The organism is Seonamhaeicola sp. ABD4_175 (genome assembly GCF_056160885.1).
In genome coordinates, this window is record NZ_JBSWYC010000005.1 from 43,586 (window position 1) to 64,738 (window position 21,153).

The 21,153-nt window shown below is 32.6% G+C and carries 15 protein-coding genes; 2 read left to right on the forward strand and 13 right to left on the reverse strand.

What is annotated here, in order from left to right; translation table 11 throughout:
* Positions 1–4: 4 nt before the first annotated feature.
* The gene (gene hflX / locus ACXAG4_RS14990; RefSeq protein WP_475296904.1) at positions 5–1,228 is read right to left on the reverse strand and encodes a GTPase HflX; all 1,224 of its coding nucleotides are present in this window, start codon (positions 1,226–1,228) and stop codon (positions 5–7) included.
* A gap of 75 nt (positions 1,229–1,303) precedes the next feature.
* Here hflX and ACXAG4_RS14995 point away from each other — a divergent pair, with 75 nt between their 5' ends.
* Positions 1,304–2,272: an endonuclease/exonuclease/phosphatase family protein gene (locus ACXAG4_RS14995; RefSeq protein ID WP_475296905.1), complete on the forward strand. Its 969-nt coding sequence runs from the start codon at positions 1,304–1,306 to the stop codon at positions 2,270–2,272.
* A gap of 23 nt (positions 2,273–2,295) precedes the next feature.
* Here ACXAG4_RS14995 and ACXAG4_RS15000 read toward each other — a convergent pair whose 3' ends face one another.
* The 3 genes from ACXAG4_RS15000 to ACXAG4_RS15010 are packed head-to-tail and all read right to left on the reverse strand — an operon-like array spanning position 2,296 to position 7,312.
* Complete coding sequence (locus tag ACXAG4_RS15000) at positions 2,296–3,078, reverse strand: hypothetical protein (protein ID WP_475296906.1); 783 nt, start codon at positions 3,076–3,078, stop codon at positions 2,296–2,298.
* 7 nt (positions 3,079–3,085) lie between these two features.
* The gene (locus tag ACXAG4_RS15005) at positions 3,086–4,510 is read right to left on the reverse strand and encodes a DUF5689 domain-containing protein (protein ID WP_475296907.1); all 1,425 of its coding nucleotides are present in this window, start codon (positions 4,508–4,510) and stop codon (positions 3,086–3,088) included.
* Between the two features lie 3 nt (positions 4,511–4,513).
* Positions 4,514–7,312, reverse strand: a complete 2,799-nt coding sequence (locus ACXAG4_RS15010; RefSeq protein ID WP_475296908.1) for a carboxypeptidase regulatory-like domain-containing protein — start codon at positions 7,310–7,312, stop codon at positions 4,514–4,516.
* A 130-nt stretch (positions 7,313–7,442) separates the two neighbouring features.
* Between ACXAG4_RS15010 and ACXAG4_RS15015 the strand changes: the two genes are divergently transcribed.
* On the forward strand, positions 7,443–8,495 hold the full coding sequence (locus ACXAG4_RS15015) for an endonuclease/exonuclease/phosphatase family protein (protein ID WP_475296909.1): 1,053 nt from the start codon (positions 7,443–7,445) through the stop codon (positions 8,493–8,495).
* Positions 8,496–8,497: 2 nt separating this feature from the next.
* Here the strand turns inward: ACXAG4_RS15015 and ACXAG4_RS15020 are convergent, their stop codons facing one another.
* The 9 genes from ACXAG4_RS15020 to hppD all read right to left on the reverse strand — a co-directional run bounded on the left by ACXAG4_RS15020 (position 8,498) and on the right by hppD (position 21,085).
* On the reverse strand, positions 8,498–8,932 hold the full coding sequence (locus ACXAG4_RS15020) for a hypothetical protein (RefSeq protein WP_475296910.1): 435 nt from the start codon (positions 8,930–8,932) through the stop codon (positions 8,498–8,500).
* A 95-nt stretch (positions 8,933–9,027) separates the two neighbouring features.
* Entirely contained in the window at positions 9,028–10,653 is a 1,626-nt protein-coding gene (locus ACXAG4_RS15025; protein WP_475296911.1) for an Ig-like domain-containing protein, read from the reverse strand.
* A gap of 67 nt (positions 10,654–10,720) precedes the next feature.
* The gene (locus ACXAG4_RS15030) at positions 10,721–12,391 is read right to left on the reverse strand and encodes a hypothetical protein (protein WP_475296912.1); all 1,671 of its coding nucleotides are present in this window, start codon (positions 12,389–12,391) and stop codon (positions 10,721–10,723) included.
* 13 nt (positions 12,392–12,404) lie between these two features.
* On the reverse strand, positions 12,405–14,948 hold the full coding sequence (locus ACXAG4_RS15035; RefSeq protein ID WP_475296913.1) for a TonB-dependent receptor: 2,544 nt from the start codon (positions 14,946–14,948) through the stop codon (positions 12,405–12,407).
* 171 nt (positions 14,949–15,119) lie between these two features.
* Positions 15,120–16,739 (reverse strand): glucose-6-phosphate isomerase, encoded by a 1,620-nt coding sequence (pgi, locus tag ACXAG4_RS15040; protein ID WP_475296914.1) that lies wholly within the window; start codon positions 16,737–16,739, stop codon positions 15,120–15,122.
* Between the two features lie 3 nt (positions 16,740–16,742).
* Positions 16,743–18,038: a peptidoglycan DD-metalloendopeptidase family protein gene (locus tag ACXAG4_RS15045; protein ID WP_475296915.1), complete on the reverse strand. Its 1,296-nt coding sequence runs from the start codon at positions 18,036–18,038 to the stop codon at positions 16,743–16,745.
* Entirely contained in the window at positions 18,020–18,943 is a 924-nt protein-coding gene (locus ACXAG4_RS15050; RefSeq protein ID WP_475296916.1) for a tryptophan 2,3-dioxygenase family protein, read from the reverse strand. Before ACXAG4_RS15050 ends, ACXAG4_RS15045 begins: the two co-directional genes overlap by 19 nt.
* Positions 18,943–19,722 (reverse strand): DUF3108 domain-containing protein, encoded by a 780-nt coding sequence (locus tag ACXAG4_RS15055; protein WP_475296917.1) that lies wholly within the window; start codon positions 19,720–19,722, stop codon positions 18,943–18,945. The genes ACXAG4_RS15050 and ACXAG4_RS15055 overlap by 1 nt, the downstream gene beginning before the upstream one ends.
* Positions 19,723–19,924: 202 nt before the next feature.
* Positions 19,925–21,085, reverse strand: a complete 1,161-nt coding sequence (gene hppD / locus ACXAG4_RS15060) for a 4-hydroxyphenylpyruvate dioxygenase (protein ID WP_475296918.1) — start codon at positions 21,083–21,085, stop codon at positions 19,925–19,927.
* Positions 21,086–21,153: the final 68 nt, after the last annotated feature.

The window sequence follows — 21,153 nt, forward strand, 5'->3', positions numbered from 1 at the left end:
GTTTTTATGCATCATCTACATCAAATTCGTTATAATCTGGATACAAAAAGTTGTTATACGGAAAGCGTGTTACGTGAATATCTCTAACCTCATCATACACGCGCTTTTTAAAATCGTCTAAATTCTTTTTATTTAACGCCGAAATAAACAAAGCATTGTTTCCAATTTTGTTCATCCAGGTTTTTTTCCATTCTTCAAGAGTGTAATTAGCTTTGGTGCGCTCGGTTTCTAAATCATCTTCGTCAATGGGTTCTGGCTTGTACGCATCAATTTTATTAAAAACCATAATGGTAGGTTTATCACTACTATCAATTTCACCTAAAATTTTATTAACTGAAGCAATGTGTTCTTCAAAATTAGGGTGCGAAATATCAACTACATGCAGTAGCAAATCTGCTTCTCTAACTTCATCTAAAGTACTTTTAAAACTCTCAACCAATTGTGTTGGTAGCTTTCTAATAAAACCAACTGTATCACTTAATAAAAACGGTAAGTTTTGTATAACCACTTTACGCACGGTAGTATCAAGTGTGGCAAACAATTTATTTTCAGCAAACACCTCACTTTTACTTACCACATTCATGAGTGTAGATTTACCAACGTTTGTATAACCAACCAATGCTACACGTACCATTTTACCACGGTTACCACGTTGCACAGCCATTTGCTTATCAATGGTTTTTATGCGCTGTTTTAGTAATGAAATTTTATCGCGTACAATACGTCTATCAGTTTCAATTTCAGTTTCACCAGGTCCACGCATTCCAATACCACCTTTTTGGCGTTCAAGGTGCGTCCACATACCACGTAAACGCGGTAATAAATATTCGCATTGTGCTAATTCTACTTGGGTACGTGCATAACTTGTTTGGGCACGTTGCGCAAAAATATCTAATATTAAATTGGTTCTATCTAATACTTTTACGTTAAGTATTTTACTTATGTTTCGTTCTTGCGCTGCAGATAATTCGTCATCAAAAATAGCAGTTCCTACGTGATGTTCATCAATAAACTGGCGTACATCTTCCATTTTACCAGAACCAATAAAGGTTTTGGGGTCTGGTCTTTCCATTTTTTGTGTGAAGCGTTTTACAACTTCGCCACCAGCTGTATAGGTTAAAAACTCTAATTCATCTAAATATTCTTTAGATTGAACTTCATCTTGGTCTTTGGTAATAATTCCTATTAAAACAGCTTTTTCTAAAGCTATATCTTTCTTTTCTATCATATAAATTAATATTGTGCAAAGTTACACAATTGTTATCATATTAATTTTTATATTTTTAGACTCAATTTTTTATTTATGAGCGATTTATTTGATGATATTCCTGTGCAAGATAACATGCAAACATTGGCATTTTATAATCTTGAAAATTTGTTTGATTTAGATGATGATAAACATACAAACGACAATGATTTTTTGCCATATTCTGCTAAAAAATGGACACCAAAACGCTATAAAAATAAATTACGAAAATTAGGTTTTGCCATTTCTAATATTGGAAGACGCGAAACTGGAAAACACCCTGCTATTGTTGGTTTAGCCGAAGTTGAAAACGCCAAAGTTATTGAAGATTTATTGGCATCAAAACATTTAGAATTTTACAACTACAGTTATGTGCATTACGAATCTCCGGATGAACGTGGCATTGACGTAGCATTTATTTATGATAAAGATGCTTTTGAAGTAACGCACTCTGATAATTTTGTAGTGCCTTTAATGGATGATGATGGCATGCCAGATTATACCCGCGATGTACTTTTAGTAAGCGGTTTGTTAGATAATGAGCCTGTACATATTATTGTAAATCATTGGTCTTCTAGACGAGAGGGCACTTTAGAAAGTGAACCTAAACGTATGGCATCATCAAAAAAAGTGGGCGCTATTATTTCAAATTTAAAAGAAGAAAATACCAATGCTAAAATTATTATTATGGGCGATTTTAATGATGAACCCCAAAACAATAGTATTATTAATTTAATACAAAACTATAATTTATACAATCCGTTTGAAACATTGCGCTCATACAACCGCGGTACAGTTAGCCGTTTTAAGCAATGGAGTTTATTTGATCAAATATTTTTTACCACCAATTTTTTTGAAAACTCACAAAATGCCTTTGAGTTTTATAAAGCTAATATTTTTGATGAAGATTTTTTAAAAACCTTTAAAGGGCGCTACAAAGGATCACCGTTTAGAACCTATGTTGGAAAAAAATATAATGGTGGTTATAGTGATCACTTTCCTGTTTATGCGGTTTTTAAGAGGTAAGATTTTTTAAAAGTATTATCTATTTAGATTTGAGTTTTTTTTGCTAAAGTTATAGTTTTTACCACAAGACTATCTTCAACACAAGAAAGCCCGTATATTTCTTGAAGTTTCTCATTTAAAAAATTGATATTAGAATTTGGAAAAATTTTAAAATCATAAACATCACTTTCTTTTTCTTTGGAAAAGAAATGATGATGATTATTGTTACGATTTAAGTAATTAGACAAGTGGATAACTGAAAGTCCTTTTAAATTTGCCTCAAAATTGTTATAGCTATATTCATATTGTGTTGTGTTTTCTGAAGCGAATTTTTTAAGTTTTAAGGAATCTATGATTTTAATGTTGTAAGCTTTGACCTTATCATAACTTACGCTCATTTTTAAATTAAACCTATTTAATAATTTATTAACTACCTCTTTCTTATTTACAGTATCGTTAGTGTTTTTAATTTTATAGTTATACTCAAAAAAATATCTATCTAAGGTTTTATCTTCACAATAAACATCTTTATTAGACATATTAAATACTACAGCTATTGCATTTCTTATATTAAAACCATAAAGATAAATTTCATCAGGTTTACTAAAGCCTAAGCCATAACCTTTACATTGTTTTTCACCTGATAATACATCATATTTTGTATTTATCTCTCTAAATTCCATGTAATATTTTAACGAATCTTGTAACTCTAATAACACAGACCCCTTGCCACTTACTACATTATTATTAGTAGGTTTTATACTTTCACAAGCGCCAAAAATCACAAATATTACAAATGAAATACAAATTTTAATTAATCCTTTCATAAACTTTTCATTGTACATAATCAATACTAACATCATCTAATTCATAAACACCATCAAAACTTTCTTGTCCGCCGCCGGTATATTTAAAAGCAATGTAAACCGTACCCGATAAACACGATAAATCTACATTGCCAGATGGAAACCACTCAACAAAAGCATCGGTATCTTTCACCACATAAGCATTGGTTAAAACGTGCCACGTAGCTGCTGTAACGTTTTCTTGTATACCATCCCAATTATTTGAAATTAAAACTTCCATAAAGCTACTATCGGCTCTACTGTTTGATGTTTTAAAACGAAGTGTTTCGCCATCTTGAGCATCTAAATTTATAGCCGGTGTTATAAGCCAACCAATATTTTTAATATCGCCCGAACTAGCCGACTGAAATCTAGCTGAACGCCCCAAAGAAGCATTGGTAGATGTTGATGACCATGCTTCCCAACCCTCTAAACCTGCTTCAATAAAATTAGTCCACCCGTTGCCCTCAATAAGTCTGTTATTACGTTGCGCTTCAAAATCTTCAAAAAATAAATTAGTATTTCCAAAAGCATCGGCAATACCGCAAGATTGCTCACTTGGGTCACAACGTTCAGTGTTTTCAAAATTTACACTTTCAGAAGTTAATGGTAAAATAACGTTAAAATCGTCTCCAAAATCTCTACTAAAAACACCCGTAATACTGCCGCTTCCTTGTGGCACTAACAACGATTTAAAATCTGAAAACGTGCTTGTTTGCATTAACATTTGTATGCCAGATTCACAACTTTCTAGCAATCGCAAACCATCAAACTCATCAAAAGACTCACTGGCAAATGTAGCGCCTAATTCAAACCTATTGAGCTGCATATTATTTAATTTAATTAGTGTGTTTTCATCGGCTTCGGTTAAATTTTCTAAAGCTACTTCTTTAGGTTCAATATTGGCTATGGTGTTACTTCTAAGTACAATATTTTTGTATTCTGAAGCTTGAATTTGTTTAACGTTTACGCCATCTCCTTGCCCTATAGTAATTACACCATTGTTATTGCCAATTGTTAAGTTTTGAAGTTTTACATATACTTTTTGGCCAAATTGATAGGTGTCTGACAAGTTACTTTTATTAATATCTATTTTAAAACCAAGTCTTGGGTTATCATCTGGATTATCAGCATTGGTTTTGTTTTGAATTATGAGTTCTTTAAAAAAATTACCTGCTTTATCTGTTGATACCACGTAGCCTTCAATATACACATCATCTCTAATTAAAACGGTTGTATTACCGCCATTTACCGCTTGTTCATATAAACTTTTTATGGCTTTAAATGTGGTTATTTTATTTTGTGAAATTTCAGGTTCTGTAATTGAAACATCAGGAATACCGTAATCTTCATCTTTCACACATGCACAAAACAAAATGCCTGTTGCTATTAAAAATGTTACTATTTTTTTCATGTTTTAAAACCTTAAATTCAAATTTAAAAAATACGTAGTGCCTCTTCCGTACCAGTATTTTGGTGCAAAAACTGGTGTTTGTAATGCTTTATCGTCTCTTAACTCTCGGTAATTGGCATTACGCCCTTGTTCAAAACCTCCAGTTTTATAAATGGCATCTAAAAGGTTATTTACACTAGCAAAAAAACCCACGTAGTATTTATCTATTTTCCATGATTTACCGCCCACTAAATTCACAACCATATAATTATCAAAACGTTCTTGCTTTAGTAATTCTTGGGCTAATTCTTCACTGTAATCATTAAACGCATTACCATCAAAATCTGTATTAAAATTTGAAGAGCGTGTTAATGGGCTCACATCTACATAAGTATTATCAAAAAAGTTTGCAGTTGCACCAAACCACCAAAATTCTGGGTCTCTATATTCAAAACCTATTGAACATGCTGTTTGCGGACCAGTTGCTAGTTTATAATTTTTAAGTTTTGATTGCCCAAAACTTTTAAAACCGTTTACAAAACCTGCGTTTTCAGCATCAGCATCAGGTTCTGTAGACAAAAATAAATTAGGATTATTAGCGTATGTAAATTGCCCCAAAGCGGCAACACCTTTTAATTTAATGGTAGAAGTAATTTGTGCATCTACACCCAACTCTACGCCCAAATGTTGTTTTTCTATGCCTTGTAAAATTTCTTGAACAAATACTGCATTATCACCTCCAATACCATCGGCAAAAAAGAATGAAATTTCACTGGCATCAGTTATTTTTGTATAATATCCTGTGGCTTTTGCATTAATAACAGGTGATCTGTAAATATAACTAGCACTGGCGGTTATTATTTTTTCTTCTGAAATATTTGGAACAACATTATGGTTTTCACGCGCATTTGAAAATGTATTTTGCACCGTTGGCGCTCTAGAAATATAGCCTGCATTTGCATTAAATAAATGCTTGCCAGATATTTTATAAGTACCACCAAATTTTGCTCCCAAACCTGTAAAAGATAAACGCTCGCCTTTTCCTAATGAGTTATTTGGAAAACCTCCATTTTGATAAATACCTTCTCTTTGGTATTGGGTTTGTTTAATATGCGCTGCCACATAAAAATCTAGCTTATTATAGTTGAATTGTGCCTGAGCAAAACCACTAATTGTTTGTGCTAAAATGTTGTAATGGTATTTAAAAACATCTCCTTTACCAACCAATCTATTTGGAGTTAGTAAATTGTTTTGAGCTTCATTAATTTCGGTAGCAAATCCATCAACATCTAAATAGGTTTTAGCGCCCAAAAGATCTAAAACTTCGGCAAAATTTTCAGATTTTAAATGTTGATATCCCACAGATGCATTTAAAACTATATTATCATTTAATGTGTTATTTAAAATTGAATTTATTGAAAACTGCGTGTCATCAACTCTATCTTCATACAACGCATAAATAGCATTACCGCCATTGGTTGTATTATTTATATTGGCTTGATACATGGCATTCCAATCTATCTGCCCATCATTTTGAAAGGTCTTTAAAGCAGTGTAAGCAAATTGTAAATCATTAGGAAAATTACGTTCAAAATAACTAGGCAATTTTTGATAATATGTTGCGCTTGGATTTGCACCACCACCCATTGGGAAATTATCAATTAAATCGGTGCCATTGTAATCTAATCTACTATTACCAAGTTTACCAAATTGGTAACCAATATTTGTATTTATAGTAGTTTTATTGTTTAAACTCCAGTAATGATTAAGCATTACAATTGGCTCATTAACTTCTTTAATTCTAGAATTTCGTTTTTCACCATCTTGCCATCCCCAATATTCATTATATTTTATGTCTTTTAAATTATAAACTTCTTGTGTGTTTGGTGAAGATTTTCCGCGCCTGTTAGGTGTATAAATAGCTGCAAAATTTAAACTGTGCTTACTGTTTAATTTCTTTTCAACAGCCGCAAAAAAAGAATTAGCGTTGTAGCTTGTTGCATTTTGATAACCCTCATTACCCCAACGTCTTCCAACAGAAATTGTGTATGCCCAATTATTTTTAAGTAAGCCTGTAGCATACGTTGCCATAAGCCTGTTGGTATAGCTTCGGTTTGATGATGAATACGTTATTCTTCCGCCAGGTCTTGCTTCACTTGGCCTAATATTTATATTTGTGCTGCCCATTGCACCACCAAAAGTATAGTTTGAAGGCGCTAAACCTAAAGCTAATTCTTGGTTGCGTAATACATCATTAATGCCACCCCAATTACTCCATTGTGGTCTTCCGTTAAAGGCTTTATTCATTTCAATACCATTAATTAATACGGTACCGTTATTAGAATCTAATCCGCGAACGCGAAAAAAAGAAGCACTAAATTCAAACGCCGCTGTACGTTGAAAAACATCTAATGATGAGGCTAAAAGTCCTGAAATATTATCGGCTCCACTAGTGTCATCATTCAACTCATCATCAGAAAGTGTTATGGTGAATAAATCTTCAATTTCCGAAGTATCTCTATCTAAAGTTATATCAAAAATATTAACTTTTTCACCTTCATTTATTACAATAGGAAAGCGCTTTGGCAAATAACCTGTTTTTGAAACCGTAAGTACTTGCTCACCTAAAGGTAAGTTTTGTGTGAATTCAAAAACTCCAAGCTTATTAGTTAATGTTTTAAGGTTTGTGTTTTCAATACTTACTAAAACGCCTTCAACGGGCTTAAACGTAAAGGTTTCTTTTACACTACCATTTACTAATGTGTTTTGAGACGCACAAAAAGCATGGATGAAAAAGCAGCAAAGTAGTAAAACTTTATTCATTAAAAATAAACAATTTACATGTGTTAAAGTAAACCATTTCTTATTAAAAACAAAATTAAAAGCTTTTAGTTTAAACTATTAACTTTGGCTTAGCTTTTGTTCACTACTTTTATATCTATATTACAGACCAATGACATTAATAAAACTTTACACCTTACTTTTAGCTTTCACTTTAATTAATATAGTTGAAGCCCAAGAAAAAAACTATAAAATTCACACCATTGCTTTTTATAATCTTGAAAATTTATTTGATACTATAAACGACCCAACTAAACTTGATGAATATAGCCCAATAATGGAAATTAAAGGTAACAGAGACACTATTTACAAACAAAAAGTAAATAATATGGCGAAGGTTTTAGCTGATATTGGGAGCCAAAAAACACAAAACACACCAAGTATTATAGGTATATGCGAAGTTGAAAACAGGCAAGTTATTGAAGATGTAATAAACAATACTGCTTTAATTAAAAATGATTATGGTATTATACATTATGATGCCCCCGATGCTCGTGGTATTGATGTTGGTTTACTATACCAAAAAAGCGTATTTAAACCTTTAAATTCAAAAACATTTGAGCTTAAAATTTATGATGATAAAACACGTGAACGCGTGCAAACAAGAGATCAACTTTTAGTTAGTGGTTTGTTAGAAAATGAATTAATTCATGTTATTGTTAACCATTGGCCATCAAGACGTGGCGGACAAGCCCGTAGTAATCCCAAACGTATTGCAGCTGCTAAATTGAATAAACGTATTATTGATTCTTTACAAACTGAAGACCCCTACTCCAAAATTTTTATTATGGGCGATTTAAATGACAACCCTACAAACAACAGTGTTAAAAAGATTTTAAATGCCAAAGAAAACAAGGATGATGTGGAGTTAAAAGGTATTTACAATCCGTTTACATCAATTTACAAAAATGGTTTAGGCACCGTTGCCTACCGCGATGTTTGGAGTTTATTTGACCAAATAATGGTTACAAAACCACTAATTGACACAAACACTAAAGGTTTAAAATTATACAAAGCTAGCATTTTTAACGCACAGTACTTAATAAATAGTACAGGCGCTTATAAAGGTTACCCTTACAGAAGTTTTACTAAGGCGGGTTTTACCAATGGTTATAGTGACCACTTTCCAGTATATATTTATTTAATTAAAGAAATAAAAGAGTAGCATTAAAACCAAGTACTCCAAGGAATTCTAGATAACAACAACACTAATGCTATAGTATAAAAAATTGCTATTGTTTTTAATTTTCCTTTTGAGGTTAGTTTCTTTTTGTGTTTAGAATAGCCAATAGTTATTAAAGCAATAGCAATAATATTTACAAACGGATGCTCAACTAAATATAATCTGGCTAAACTATCACCCATAACACCTCCACCTAATTCACCCCAAAGTTGAAACCTTGGAGACACAAAGTATAAAACTATACCTATTAATAGTTGAATATGTGACACTATTAAAGTGAATAATGAAATTCTAAAATCTTTAGCACTATACTCTTTAGCGCCTGCCGATTTTATTAAAGCGTTAACAACGGCAATTACTAAAACAACTATTACCAAAAAGGCCCAATATGAATGTAAATTAAGTACGGTATTATACATGATTTATTAGCATTTAATTTAGCATCAAAAATAGTGATTTTAATTCATAAAAAAACCGCTTCTTTAAAAGAAGCGGTTTAATTACAAAAATAATTTTATTGCCATGTATTTTGGGCGTCATTACCACCCCAAATAAGGGTTGCTAAATACGGATTATCAATAAATGGGTTACGGTTACCTTGTGCTGCATAAATAACCTCATTACGTTGCATTTCAAAAGCAGAAACAGGATCTTCTATATTCCATTTTAAAAACAATTCTAATGAACCTACTTTGTTAAACGTTTCGCCATAACGTACATTTAAATAAAGTATCATACGTGCTACATCACCTTTCCATTCATCTCCTGGAAACCATTCTTGGTTTGTTAACAAATAACCACCGCTACCATCTCTGTATGGGTAGTTACTTCTTTGGCTATTTACATTTTCATCACAAACCCTTAAATGATGTAAATCTGCTCTAACAATTTCGTCTTTAGCATCACCTCCTTCACCACCTTCAAATAGTGATTGAGGATAAATATGTTCTGTGTTGAATGTTTGTGGTGTATGTGGGTTGGTTGGTGAGGCATATTCTTCCCAATACCTACTTTCACCAGAATACATTAAAATTACGTTATCAACGTTAGATAAATCTTCATCGGCATTATATAAGTAATTATGACGCTGCCCATATGATAAAAAGGTGGTGTGTTTGGTTTGTGTAACTTCTTCTAACTCATCAAACATAATATTGGTGTCTTGTACAAAAAGTACATCTTTATAATAATCTTGAAGGTTTGACGGAATATTAAAAGCTACAGAAGCTACAACATTTATTGATACAGTTGCTGTAGAGCAAGTTGCTGTTGGGGTATCATCATCACAAATGGTATATGTAAAAGTGTCTTGCCCTGTAAAATTTGTTTGTGGAGTATAGGTTATTGTGCCGTCATTATTTAACACAATATTACCTTGAGTAGCTGCATTATTTATTGATGAAATAACAGCATCATCAGTTAAATCATCATTATTTAAAATGCTAGTGATTGAACTTTCTTGATTACTTAATACTGAAATTTCGTCATTAACCGCAACAGGACTACCTTCATCTTCAACAGACACAGTTACAGTTGCAGTTGAACATGTTGGCGTTGGATCATTATCACAAATGGTGTATGTGAAAGTATCATCACCTGAAAAACCATTTGCAGCCGTGTAAGTAACAGTTCCGTTAGTGTTTAAAACAACTGTTCCGTTGGTTAAAGCATCATTAACTGCTGTTAAAGTTGCACCATCAGCCAAGGTATCATTATCTAAAAGCGTAGTAATATCTATTGATGTATTTTCAGTAACTTGTATAGCATCATTTACAGCAACAGGGTCTCCCAAATCTGTTACTGTTACAGTTACTGTAGCTGTTGCACAATTAGGTGTACTTAAACCATCACAAATTGTATACGTAAATGTATCTGTACCTATAAAATTTGCTGCTGGGGTGTATATTAATTTATTTGAAGCTTCAACAACAGTACCATTATTTACAGACCTATTATCAAAACTATCTAAAGAAGCATTATTTTTAAGTGTATCATTATCTAAAACACTAATTGTTACTGCTGTGTTTTCTAAAGTACTTATGGCGTCATTATTTGCTATTGGTGGCTCTACGGTTGCCCCATCATCACTGCTACCACAGGCAAATAGCATTAAAGCTAAACATATATATGTATATTTCATAAAACTTAATTATAGATAAAAAAACCTCTCGGTGTTGAGAGGTTTTTTTATTATGGTTATTTTTAATTTACTCTTGGTATACCCAAACACCACCTTCTTTAACAACATATAATGTTTCATTTACTGTTGAACCAGTATATGTTACAATTGTTACGGCATATTTTTGACCTTCTTCAGCGCTAGGGTTTATTTTGTCTAATACAACATTAAACGCTTCTAATAGCATTTCATCTGTCCAGTAATTACTACTACCACTACGTCTGTCAAAACTTCCAAAGAAACCAACGTTCTCGGCAGGTCCTGGATATATACCAATAAAAGTAGATTCAACTAATGCAACATCTGCACTTAAAAACATGTATGCTATGGTATTGTCTGGTACCCAAACACCGTCTTCAAAACCATATTGAAATGATGTTTCAATAATGTCTGGAGTTAACTTCCATTTATCACCATCAAAATTACTATGGCCATATTTTGTAACAGTAGCATCTCCGTTATAAAATGCATATTGTACCATGGCTACATCACCAGCTTGAGCAAATGGGAATAAATCTTCTAAAAAGATATCTAAAATATAAATATTACTGCTACTGAAGTTAGGAAATCTGAAACCGAAAGCGTCATAATCTGCTCTTGTAAACATATAAGGAAACTCCCAATCTCCGTTATTTTTTGCAACTGTAGATGTTATTTCTATAACAGTTTCACCAGATACATATGCACCAGATTCGTATTTTAACGTTTGAGTAGCTGTACCTACTGAGCCATCATAAATGGCATACGTTACCGCATACAAATCTCCTTCGGTAGCTGCCGGTAAAACAACATTAAATGCTTCAATAAGCATATCATTACTCCAGTAATTAGGACTACTTGATCTTACATCAAAACTACCAAATCTACCTGCGTTTGCAGCTGGACCAGGGTAATCTGCTGCTAATGCTGCTTCAATATCATCATAATCAGAATCTGATAAAGTATACTCTGTAGCAGAAGAAGCACTTGCTTCAACATCTAATTTTATGAAGCCATAACCATTATGTTGTACTACAAATGTTTCAGAAAAGTTAGTACCACCATCATAAATTGCAAATGACATAGCAATTACTTGGCCTGCATTATAATCTTCACCTAATAAAAGGTTTAAACCTTCTACAATCATATCATCAGACCAATAACTATTGCTTGATGATCTTCTTTCAAAGTTTTCAAATCTTGAAGCACTACTTGCCGGTTCTGGGTATTTAGAACTTAATCTGTTAGCTATAGTTACAATATCATCATCAGATAGTGTATATGCTAATAAAGCAGCATTGTGTGTTAATTCTACAAATGTTCCGTTTGTTGCGGTTTCAAATTCAGAATCTAAATAAGCATTTATATTACTTAAAGAAGATAATGTTTCTGAAGCAGTCATAGCTACAGGTACGGTTTCATCAAATAAGTTGTAGGTAACATTTACTAAAGAACCTTCTCCAAAAACTGGAAATTTATCTGCTAAGAAATCAGGAATAACAACATCAGCTAAATCTTGATTCATGAAGTACTCTACAGAATCTAACTGACCTTCGTAAGTTTCATAATCATCAGATGTGAATGTATACATTTGTGCTCCTTGGATGAAATCTTTACCTAAAATAGGTTTAGAATCCATTTTGTCATATATGTCATCCATAGGATTACACCCAGTGAAGATGGCTCCTAAGATTGCTAAATAATAAACTATTTTTTTCATTTTCAGTTTTTTTTTAAAAATTAAATTTTGCTCCAATACTAAAAGTTCTACCAAAACCGTAGTAACCAACTACAGTATCGTCTGTACCATCAAAAGCATCAGTAAAGTACTCAGTATCTAGTACGTTGTTCATTCTACCTGTTAAAGTAGTTTCAAATGGTCCAAAATCAAATGTATGTGTTACAATTGCATCAAATAACCCATAATTTGGTAATTTGTAAGCATCTGGTCCTGGTTCATTTCTACCACTTGGATCAAATTCTGCATAAATGTCACCAAAGTAAGTATAATCTACAATTAATTTTGTTTTAGCGTTAATGCTGTAATTAGCTCCTAAAGCCAATGTTGTTTGAGCAGCATCACCTACGTGTAAATCTTCAATAAATAAGTTTACAGTTTCAACTACTTCTTGGTCTTCATTAAGAATATCTACATCTGTAACGTTGCTATCCCATCTCCAGTCACCTATAGATAACATACCGTTTATTTTTAACTTGTCTGTAGCTTTATAAATAAAATCTAACTCAATACCTTGGTGAATTGCGTTAACACCCAAAATATTAGCAAAAGCGTTTGTACCATCAGGTTGTTGGAAACTAACTGTTTCAGTTCTATCTTTCCAAGTAGTTCTGTATAAGTTTAAGTTACCAGATATTTTTTCGCTACGGTAACCGTAACCTAACTCAAAACTAACAATTTTTTGATTTTCAGCATTCTCATTAATATGCTCATTATCAAAGTTTTGAAATACCGCATCAAAATCTGCAGCTCTTTCAAAATAACCTATGTTAGCAAATACGTTATGGTTATTGTCAATTCTGTAGTTAGCGCCACCTTTTGTGCTGAAGCCTATAAAGTTGTAACGGTCTGTTTCTTGTAATGGGTCACTATCTAAGTAATTAAAGTAGTCAACTCTTTTATATGATGTGTTTGAAACTGCTAACGATAAATATGTATTTAATTTTTCGTTTACATCATATTCTAATTGGCCAAATGCACCTATCCAACCTACTAAACCATCATTATAATAACTTCTTTTATCTCCTACTCTAGTTATTGCATTAGGGTTGTTAACGTTACTATCATCTAAATGATATTGACCTCCTAATAAATCTGTAACTTCTTGGAAGTGTTCCCCTTTATAGTTTCTGTAATCTAAGCCTGCTAATAACACTAAATCATCTGTTAAATTAGTTTTTAATGTAGATAATATACCGTACCAGTTATGATCATTACGAGAAGCTCTTAAAATAGTTTCTGAACCACTATCTCCAGCGGCAATATTTTCTTCAACTATTTTATCAAAATTTATTGGGCCATATAAACCATCTCTATATTCACTAAATCCATTTGAGTCAAAAGTGAATTTTGTTGCATCACCAGCAGTACCACCACCACCACCAGTACCAAAAGAGGCATATGCTACGGTAGAAATACTTGTGTTATCATTTAAATCCCAGTAGTGATTTAAAGACATTTGTGGTTTATTATAAAAGTTATCTTCTTGGTGCGTAACTTGCCCATTTTTATAACCCCAATCTGCGTTAAATTTTCTTCCTCTTTCTGAATTTCGGTAAGTTGAAATTAATTGTCTGTTTTGTCTTTGTCCGTGACGTTGTTTTGCACCAAAAACTGTAAAAGCTAATTTATGATAATCATTAATTTCTTTTGAAAGATTAAGGAAGTACGAAACACCTGTAAACTCAGTTCCGTCTACGTAACCATCGCCTTCGGTTTTAGCTGCAGATATTGTTGCTGCAAAACCTTTATCATTTAAACCAGTAGAATACGTAGCACCAAACTTTTTATAACCATCATTTGCAATTGATGTAAAAACATCTCCTCCAGCTTCAACATCAGTAGTCTTAGTAATAACATTAATAGTACCACCAATAGAAGGCACAGCTACTTTTGATGCTCCTAAACCTCTTTGTACTTGCATTGTTGAAGTAACATCTGCTAAACCTGCCCAGTTAGACCAGTAAACAGCGCCGTTTTCCATGTCATTAACAGGAATACCGTTAATCATTACTGCAACGTTTTCAGATTGAAAACCTCTAATTCTAACGCTAGCATCACCGTAACCACCACCTGTTTTTGTTACATAAACTCCTGGTGTAGAATTTAAAATTTCAGGAAACTCTTGTGTTCCTAATTTAAGCTCAATATCGGCTGATTTTACTGTTGAAACCGCTACAGGCGTTTTTCTATCAACAGCTACCGATGCAATAATTTGCACTTCTTCTAAACCTACTTGACTAGCCGATAAAGTAATTGAACCCAAATTGGTTCCTGTAGAAAAAGGAACAGTTTTAGAATTGTAACCAACAAACGAAATTACTAATTCACCTGAGCTAGATTTTGTGTTGATAGTAAAATTTCCATCAAAATCTGTTACTACACCGTTTGTAGTACCTTTTTCAACAACATTTGCTCCTGGTAACGGAATGTTACTTCCCGCTTCCAAAATAGTACCACTAATGGTACTTTGTGCCATAGCTACAGCAGACACTAAAAGTGCTACAGCAACTATTAAATTTTGAGTAATTCTTCTCATAATTTTTAAAAAGATTAATTTTTTTAATTAGTCTTGCAAAATTACTCCTTGAGTAAGGTTTTAATATTAAGAAAATATTAAGAAAACTATAACAGTTTTATAGCTAAAAAGGCACTAACCTATTAAAATTAGCACCTTTTTTTAAGTAAATATTATGAGAATGTATTTTTTTTACTTCATATTTTTGTAATATGTCAGTAAATTAACAGTTGAAGAATCATGACTGTTTGTCACCAAATTGTTAAATTCATGTAAAATTTTTGTTGCCAACTGTTTTCCTAGTTCAACTCCAAACTGATCGTAGCTAAAAATATTCCAAATAATACCTTGTACAAAAATCTTATGTTCGTACATGGCTATTAGTTTCCCAAGACTTTTAGCTGTTAATTTTTCTACAAAAATTGTGTTAGTTGGTTTATTTCCTTCAAATATTTTAAAAGGTAAAATAGTTTCTGAAGTTCCTTCTTCTATTACTTGTTCTTTTGTTTTACCATTAAGTAAAGCTTCGGTTTGTGCTAAAAAGTTTGATATTAATTTATCTTGATGATCTTGATTACCATGTAATGATTTTGCAAACCCAATAAAATCGGCAGGTATTAGCTTGGTTCCTTGGTGAATTAGCTGAAAAAACGCGTGTTGCGAGTTTGTACCAGGTTCTCCCCAAATTAATGTACCTGTTTGGTAATCTATAAAATTACCATTTCTATCAACACTTTTTCCATTACTTTCCATAATGCCTTGTTGCAAATAGGTAGCAAACTGGTTTAAATACTGCGAATATGCAATTACAGCCTCACTTTCAGCTTTAAAAAAGTTATTATACCAAATACTTATTAAACCTAAAACCACCGGAATGTTTGATGCAAAATCTTCATTTTTAAAATGCTCATCCATTTCATGAGCTCCTTCTAATAAACTAGCGTAATTGTTATAACCAACAGCTAAACTTATTGAAAGCCCAACGGCGCTCCATAGTGAAAAACGTCCACCAACCCAATCCCACATTGGGAAAATATTTTCTGAAGCTATACCAAAACTTTTAACCGCTTCTAAATTTGTTGATACTGCTACAAAGTGTTTTGCTATATCATCTTGTGATGCCGATTGTAAAAACCATTCTTTTATGGTGTTAGCGTTTGACAAGGTTTCTTGTGTGGTAAACGTTTTTGAAACTACTACAAATAACGTAGTTTCAGGATTTAATTTTTTAATTACTTCGTTTACATGATCACCATCAACATTACTTACAAAATAGGTTGTTAAATGGTTTTTGTAATACTGAAGTGAATCTACTACCATAGCTGGCCCTAAATCTGAACCGCCAATACCAATATTTACAACATGTGTGAATGCTTTACCTGTATACCCTTTTTTTGAACCACTTACCACCTCATTGGTAAAAGCTTCTATTTTTTCTCTAACACTGTAAATTTCAGGTATTACATTTACGCCATCTACATTTACAATGGCTGTTTTTGGAGCTCTTAAAGCAGTATGTAACACCGCTCTTCCTTCGGTTTTGTTAATTTTTTCTCCTGAAAACTGACTTTTTATTGCTTCCTTTAGTTTTACATCATCGGCTAATTCTAATAATAGTTTAAATGTTTCTTCTGTAATTCTGTTTTTTGAAACATCTACATAAAAATCTTGCCATTTAATGGTAAATTTATCTGCTCTGTTTGCATCTTGAGCAAATAAATCTTTCATATGTAAATTTTCTACTTTATTAAAATGGTCTTGAAGCTTTTTCCAGGCTTGGGTTTGGGTTGGGTTAACTGTTGGTAGTGCCATGTGTTAATAATTCTGTGTAATTAAATTTTGGTTTTGGTTCAAATTTTCTTGAGACGCTTGGTTTTCAAAATGTATACTATCTAACTGCGCCTTAATTGGTTTTATAAACTCTAAATATTTTGTTTTTAAAGAATCTGATATTGGTTTAGCTTCGGGTAATTTTTGCTTAAACGGATCAACTTGTCTGCCATTTACCCAAAAACGGTAGCACACGTGTGGTCCACCAGTATTACCCGTCATGCCAACCCAACCAATAACATCGCCTTGTTTTACAAACTGCCCTACTTTTACATTACGTTTTTTCATGTGTAAATATTGGGTTTCAAAAGTGGCATTGTGGCGTATTTTAACGTAATTTCCGTTTCCGCCTCTACGTTCAGATTTTGTTACGGTACCATTTGCAGTTGCCATAATGGGCGTGCCTATTGGCGCAGCAAAGTCTGTACCTTTGTGTGGGCGCACTTTAAAGCCATATACGGCAATTCTTCTTCTTAAATTATAGCGTGATGATATTCTGCTAAACTTAACTGGAGCTTTTAAAAATGCGCGACGTAAGTTTTTAGCGTCTTCATTAAAATAATCTATAATACCTTTAACAGAATCTGTTTCAAATTGAAAGGCGTAAAAAGGCTCTTTGTTATGCTCAAAAAAAGCCGCTTTTACATCGTGTATTCCGCCGTAAATAGTATCATCAATATATTTATCGGTATAAATAACTTTAAACCTATCGCCTTTTTGAAGTCTTCTAAAATCTATGGTCCATGCATAAATATTATCAGCCAATTTATTAGTTAATACGGCGCTAACACCTTTTTCATCTAAAGTTTCAGAAATACTGCTGTTTATAACACCGGTAACTGTTTTTTCAATATATTTTATGGGTTTACGGCTTGTAAATGCATGAATAGAATCTTTAAAATTTATAACAACGTATTCTTCTTTATTGGGTTGGTATATAAAAGATTCTGGCAACTCCAATGAGTCTTTTGAGCATAAAATGGTATAAGGTTTTCCTACTTGCAGTTTTCTAATATCAAAAGTGTCTTTTGCTTTTTCGGCAATGTGAAAAATTTTAGGATACCCAATATTGTTACGTTCTAGAATAACACCAAATGTATCGCCTCGTTTTATAGTATCTCTTTTTACAATGTAATCGTCTAGTTTAAAGCCAAATTCGTAAACATATTGTACTTCTTCAACCTCGGCAATGTCTTCTTTTGTAACTTCTTTTGGCTCATTTTTGCAAGCATTTAAAATGAGCAATAATAAACTTAATAATGTTAAATATTTGTTCCCCACGCTTCTATTTCTTTTGTTGTCCATAATTCTGGAAAAAATATTCTTTTTTGATACTTTGGGTGCATGTATTTTACCCACTCACTACCGCCTGTAGCTTCGGCTGTTTTGCCTCCTATGTTTAAATAGTGACTTGCGGTATTGTAATGTGCCATTACCCATTTTACATTAACCGTAAAATCATAATGACGCATTGCCTCTACTAGTGCTTTATTTTGCTGAGATTTTTGGGGTAAACTTTTAAATTTAGACCAAAGATTGTTTGTTTTGTAAAATTTGCTAAATCTAAGAAACTCTTCTTTATATTGTTCTTCAAAAACTGTTAAAGTATAGGTTTTTTTTCCTGTTTTGTAATCTTTACCTGCAGCTTGCCAGTATAAGTATTCAAAAGCATTTTCATAAGATGTTTCTGTATCAAAATTTGCTCTAAATCTTTTATCAATAAGATTAATAATTTCTGTTGAAGCAAACTCTATTTTACGGTATTGTGCACTTTGAAAACCACTTGCCGGAATTAATGTTTGCCTAAATTGGTTGTACTGTTCTATACTCATGCCATCTTTCATAATGCTAAATGATGATGTAAGCACATCAAAATAACGACTAATACGCATTATTTTATCAGTAAAAACAGCTTCGGTTATTTGGTTGCTTTTTGCTACTTGCTCTATTTCAGTAAGTATCATTTTAAAGAGCAACTCGGTGATTTGATGGTACATTATAAATACCATTTCATCAGGAAAATTAGTACGCGGCAGTTGTAAATTTAAAAGCGCATCAGTATGTATATAATCCCAGTAAGTAATAGGTTTGCTGTGTAATAGACCTTCTAAATGATCATCTAAATCTTGGTCTATAGCCTTATATTTTTCATTAAGTTTGTTGGTAATATTTTTTTCTGAACCCATTAATTTTTTACTACTATATTGAAGGGATGCTTTAAACCCTTAAAAGCATCTAAATCTGCTCTTAAAGATCCTACAGCCAAATCTGCTTTTATACGCAAAGGTACTTTATTTTTGTCTTTTGAAACCCAAAGTGTTAAACTTTCTTCCTCTTTAAACACACGACCTGCCATAACATAGGGCCTAAATTTTAACGATTCAACCTCTCCAAAATCTGTATCTATAATTTCTTCGCCTAAATACTTTAATTTAAAACCATAGTTTTCTTTATCAAAAAACATATCTACCCTAACCTCATCGCCTATTTTTAAGGTATCTGTTTTTAAATTATTTCTTAAGTAATAAAATGTTGATACCATATCTTGTATGTTTGGTCTGGTATCTAAAACATATTTTTTACTGTGTTTTTTATCGTTTACGTGTGCTTTATGGTTTACTTGGTCAAAGTCTATTTCAATATCTTTGGTATAGCCACCTTCATCAATATTTCTAACAAATTTGTAAGGTAATAATGTTTTTTTATCAAAATAGCTTTCATATCTATCTTTTACCTTAAAAAACCATTTTATCATACCGGTTGTCCAGCCTTTACCAACAACATGGTAAACATCTTTGTTATCTAGCTTAGTATCTATTACAGTAAGTGTGGCGTTACCTGCTTTTAAAAAATTACTATAACTCATTCTAAATTTAAACCACTCGCCATCACCAAATGACGATTCTTGCGCCTTTACCATTTGCAAACTGCATATTGTAATTATAATAAGTAGTGTTTTTTTCATGATGACTGTGGGGTTATGTTATTAACTTTTTAAAGCATTTTTTATTGTTATATCTACTGAAATTACAATTACTATTCCAAAAATATAAAAAAAACAATACAGCTTGTTTTATGTAAGAAGTTCTTAACGATAATTTGTTACATAAAAAGCGCCTTCAATATATTTTTTGAAGGCGCTTTTTAAGGTATTTATTTTGAAAAATTTACAAAGTACCGCGTTTTGCTTGCTCTCTTTCAATAGACTCAAAGAGTGCTTTAAAGTTTCCTGCACCAAAACCACGTGCGCCCATGCGCTGAATAATTTCGAAAAACAAGGTTGGTCTATCTTGTACTGGTTTTGTGAAAATTTGAAGTAAGTAACCTTCTTCATCAGCATCAATCATGATTCCTAAACTTTTTAAGGTTTCAATATCTTCTCGTAACTCATGGTTGTGTGTTAGCAAACGCTCTGGCACAGCTTCATAATACGCATCGGGTGGTGTTGATAAAAACTCTACACCTCTTGCACGCATACCTTTTATGGTTTTAATAATATCATCTGTAGCCACGGCTATGTGTTGTACACCTGCGCTTTCATAGAAATCTAGGTATTCTTCAATTTGAGAACGTTTTTTTCCTTCGGCAGGCTCGTTAATTGGAAATTTTATACGTCCGTTACCATTACTCATAACTTTACTCATAAGTGCAGAATATTCTGTGTGTATTTGTTTATCATCAAATGATAAAAAGTTTTCAAACCCCATAACATCTTCATACCATTTAACCCAGGTATTCATTTGGCCCCAACCTACGTTACCAACCATGTGGTCTACGTATTTTAAACCCAAAGGTTCTGGTTTATAATTAGACTCCCACGCTACAAAACCCGGCATAAATATACCGTTGTAATTTTTACGCTCAACAAACATATGCACGGTTTCGCCGTAGGTGTAAATACCTGCTTTTACAATCTCGCCATGTTCATCTTTTTCAACATAAGGCTCAATGTATGATTTTGCGCCTCTGCTAGTTGTTTCTTCATAAGCTTTTCTGGCATCTTCTACCCAAAGCGCTATTACTTTTACACCATCGCCATGCTTTACAATATGCTCATTTATTGTGTTTTTAGAATTTAGTGGTGTGGTTAAAACCAAACGAATTTTATCTTGTTTTAACACGTATGAAACGGTGTCTTTACTACCGGTTTCTAAACCTTTGTAGGCAAAAGATTGAAAACCAAATGCTGTTTTGTAATAATGCGCTGCTTGTTTTGCGTTACCTACGTAAAGCTCTACATAATCTGTACCTAAAAGTGGCAAAAAATCTTGTGCGCCATCAAATATTTTTTCTAAACCGTAGTTTACTGATTCTATATGTTTACTCATAATTATTTATCTGTTTTTTGTTGATTTGTTTTTAGCCCCGATAGTAGCGGCATCCTTTTTTGAGGCAC